Source organism: Streptococcus suis (assembly GCF_016743335.1).
Lineage (GTDB): Bacteria > Bacillota > Bacilli > Lactobacillales > Streptococcaceae > Streptococcus > Streptococcus suis_Y.
The window spans coordinates 1-660 of the sequence record NZ_WCJE01000105.1; the positions used below are offsets into that span (position 1 = coordinate 1).

General features: G+C 33.8%; 1 protein-coding gene and 1 pseudogene. Both read left to right on the forward strand.

All coding sequences use genetic code 11. From position 1 onward, the window contains the following. Nucleotides 1-206 (forward strand): annotated as a pseudogene (locus tag F9856_RS12055) (GNAT family N-acetyltransferase); the annotation flags it as partial. A 13-nt stretch (nucleotides 207-219) separates the two neighbouring features. Then, the coding region (locus F9856_RS12060; protein WP_202106735.1) for a GNAT family N-acetyltransferase at nucleotides 220-660 on the forward strand (441 nt) is incomplete at its 3' end.

The following is a 660-nucleotide window of genomic DNA, read 5'->3' on the forward strand; positions in this document are numbered from 1 at the left end:
TTTCCAAAGATTTGCGTAGTAGAGGTTTTGGTAGGGAGTTGCTTAATTTTGTAAAAGCAATTCATCCAACGCTTCAGTTAAATGTATATCAAAAAAACCAAAAAGCAATTTCATTTTACCTGAGAGAAGGATTTTCGATTATTTCAGAGAACATAGATGAAGATACTCAGGAAGTAGAATTGTTTATGTCATGGACAAATTTGTAAGGAAGGATGAATAATGTCAAAAGAGATTAATATTAGACCCTTTATTCAAAAAGATTTTCAAAGGCTTTGCCAAATTCATGATCCTGCACGTCAAGAAGAATTGGATTTAGCTAACTTATCAGAAGCATTTATTCCGCTTAGTATTGCTGCTGATAGGGAAGGGTTGTTTGATTACCAGATTCTTGTGGCAGAGATGGAAGGATTTGTAGTTGGTTTTGTTGCATTTACAGATGATGAACTAGCATGGTTATATGTAGATAGGGAATATAGTCGGCTTGGGATTGGAACGAGTTTAGTGAATGTTGTTCTTAAAAAGATGCATGAACCTATATCAATTGAAGTTTTAAATGGAAATACCCCAGCACTTAATTTTTATCAAAAATTTGGTTTTGAAATAGTAAAAACAGAAAGTGGACAAATGCCAGGAAATGAAGAGTTCTCAGTTACCGTGCAT